We start from the raw sequence: 2,890 nt of genomic DNA, 5'->3' as shown, positions 1-2,890 counted from the left end.
TGCCTGGTATCGGGCTGGTGAATGGACCGACCGCTATCGTTGCTATTCGTTGACGTCCTATCGGAACGTCATCTCGAATGTCGGCATGAGTCGGATGACACTGATGACGGACGGAACCGCTCGCGAAGCGTATCAGATTGGGACGGTCATGACCGACGAGGATCGACAAGGACAAGGGCTCGCCACCCGTATTTTCAAGCACGTGTTCAAGCAGCATGACGCTGATGGCTTGCCGTATTTTTTAGCGTGTGACGAAGGGGTTGAACCGTTTTATGAACAGCAAGGGTTCACCGTCCAACCCGAACCGGAGCTATTCGTTTCAGTATCGGGATTCGCCGCCCCACTTGAACGCGTTGACGTCGATGCCGAGCAGTGGCGTCGTTTCAAACTGGAATCGCTTCCGTTCTCGCCGCGCCTCTATGCGAGGGACGACATGCACATTTGGATGTTCTACTACTATCAAGGGATGAACGAGAACGTCTATCGCTTCGACGATGTACACGTCATCTATTTGATTGAGCGCACGCGTCTGAGACTATTCGCGGTGCTGTCGCCGCGGCCCGTCGATATGCAGGACGTCGTGGCACGACTCTCTTTCGAAGGCATCACGGAGATCGTCTTTGAATTCACGCCTGACCTCGTCGGTGTCGAACGACGTGCGTCACATGACGGCCAATGGATGATTCGGATGAGTGAAGATCGCCTCTTCCCGGACGGTTGCCGTTTCCCGAGTTTATCGAAAGCATAAAAAACTCGCCTCACGGGCGAGTTTTTTCATGAATGCCGTTCCGAGCGTATGGGCCGCTTCTTTGACGGCTCGTCTCGCTTCCGGGACGTACGTGTAATAATTGACGAAGCCATGGATCAACCCCCGTAATTTTCATACGTGACCGGAACACCGAGACTAATCAATTTATTGGCGTATGCGCGCCCGAGGTCGCGGAGCGGGTCGTACTCGGCCGTCAACAACGTCGTCGGAGGAAGTTCACCTAAGTGTTCCGAAAAAATCGGCGAGGCGTACGGATGCATCAATTCCGTCTCATCATGGAAATATTGTTGCTGGAACCACCGGATAAGTCCTTCATCGAGCAGATAACCGCTTGCGTAATCAATCAATGACAGCGGCAAATTCTCCTCGGTCCCGGTTACCGGGTAAAACAGCAGCTGATGCATGGCGAGCGGACGCCCTCGTTCGATTGCCATCAAGGCGCTGACCGTGGCGAGTGTCCCGCCGGCACTGTCCCCGCCGACGGCAATCCGTTCGGCGTCAATATCGAGGTCAGAGGCGTGGTCTGCAATCCAGACGAGCGCCTCGTAGCTGTCGAACACAGCTGTCGGAAACTTATGTTCCGGCGCAAGTCGGTAACCGACCGAGATGACGGTACAGTCGGCCTCGTTCGCGATCGTCCGGCATATCGCGTCATGGGTGTCGAGACTCCCTGTGACATACCCGCCACCATGATAATAGACGAGTGCTGGCGCGATTGTTTGACTCGACCGATAGATGCGAATCGGGAGCGAACGGTCCGGAAGCGCGATCCAGCGATCCTCGACTTCATGCACGTGCTCTTTATGTTGAAACCGGGTCATCATTGCGTCTTCTTGTCGTCTTAACTCGAACGGATCCAACCGGTCATATGTGGTCGAGATTTGATTTTGAAACTGGTTCAAATAAAATTGAATCGTCGGATTGACTGGCAACGGGAATCCCTTCTTTCTCTTTTAGGCGTACATTTGCCTATTCCCAGCCGAGTCGGACCTTAAGCGGATTCACGTGCTTTTTGAAAAGCACGACGATACACATACGCCAAAACGACGCCACTCGAGAATACAATGGTCCAGATATTCACGAGGATGGACTGGCCAATCGGCTTGAAGAAATAATCCCACGCCCCATCGACGTGCCACACCATTGCCGTGGAAATGACATAAGATGCGATGAGCCCAAATACGAGCCACGGGAACATCCCACGCCGCCCAAACCACCACACACCCGACCACACGATGGCCGGAATCACGAGATACCCGAGCGCATTCCCCCATAGAAAGTCTGCTGTTGTCACGAAAAAGCCCCACGGCAGACACAAGAAACCGACTAAGATGATTCGTCCCAGCATCAAACTTGTCCCTGTTGATTCTTTTTCCACCAAACGAACATGAAGATTGCCATTCCGACGAACAAAATCAACGTCGAGAAAATGAGTTGTTGTTCGAGTGGCAAGCTCGTCTGGGCGAATGCGTATTGAGGCCCATATAAGAGCAGCGGAATAATCACATTGATCCATGTCTTCATCCAAACCGAGAAGACGAGCAACGTGACGACGGCCAGACCGAACAATACGAGTTGGCCAGTTGGGCCGAACACGATCGTTGGAGTCTCGACGAAGATGTCGAGTACCATCAGTCCGAGGAACATTGTCATCGGTAGCGCGGCGAGCGCGATGTACATCATCCCGTTTTTGAATTTACTTTCTTTCGAGCGGACCGACATGTTGCGGAACGCTTGTGAGACGGCAAGTAAAAATAGAATTGCCACAAGCGGAAACCCAATCAACTGGACCGTTGAGAACGTCATCTCTCCCTGTATGAAGTTGGAAATGATGATGTAGGCGAAGACGTTCGGAATAATTGTCGCGACGATTTTGATGAATCCTTTCACATCGAACACCATCTCACTCCCGAGGTGTTGCATATAGGCTTTCGGACTTTGGCCGACGACATCGTCCACGCCTTTCCCTGCCCGTTCTGCTTCCTCGAGATGGTCTTTCAACTCCTCGACGACTTCTTTCACTTCATCTTCTGATTTCCCGCTCGACATGAGATATACCGCCAAGTCATCTAAAAAATCACGACTCTTTTTGAAAGTTCCATCTTCAGTCCCCTTCCCAAG

Annotated in this window: 4 protein-coding genes; 1 reads left to right on the top strand and 3 read right to left on the bottom strand. The window is 52.4% G+C overall.

Annotated features, from left to right (window positions below; genetic code table 11):
- Window positions 1-748 (top strand): GNAT family N-acetyltransferase (locus tag B9Z54_RS09375; RefSeq protein ID WP_205207699.1); only part of this gene is annotated, 748 nt, incomplete at its 5' end.
- 116 nt (window positions 749-864) lie between these two features.
- On the opposite strand, the gene B9Z54_RS09370 is transcribed toward B9Z54_RS09375, so the two are convergent.
- The 3 genes from B9Z54_RS09370 to B9Z54_RS09360 form a co-directional block, all read right to left on the bottom strand.
- On the bottom strand, window positions 865-1,701 hold the full coding sequence (locus B9Z54_RS09370) for an alpha/beta hydrolase (RefSeq protein WP_240189869.1): 837 nt from the start codon (window positions 1,699-1,701) through the stop codon (window positions 865-867).
- A gap of 59 nt (window positions 1,702-1,760) precedes the next feature.
- Complete coding sequence (locus B9Z54_RS09365) at window positions 1,761-2,117, bottom strand: hypothetical protein (RefSeq protein WP_113928147.1); 357 nt, start codon at window positions 2,115-2,117, stop codon at window positions 1,761-1,763.
- The coding region (locus B9Z54_RS09360; protein WP_113928146.1) for an HAAS domain-containing protein at window positions 2,117-2,890 on the bottom strand (774 nt) is incomplete at its 5' end. The genes B9Z54_RS09365 and B9Z54_RS09360, both read right to left, overlap by 1 nt.

Origin of the sequence: Bacillus sp. P14.5 (genome assembly GCF_003316765.1) — a bacterium.
In the GTDB taxonomy this organism is placed as follows: Bacteria; Bacillota; Bacilli; order Bacillales; family Bacillaceae_B; genus Rossellomorea.
The sequence above is the reverse complement of the archived record's forward strand: the minus strand, read 5'-3'. Positions and strand labels throughout refer to the sequence as shown.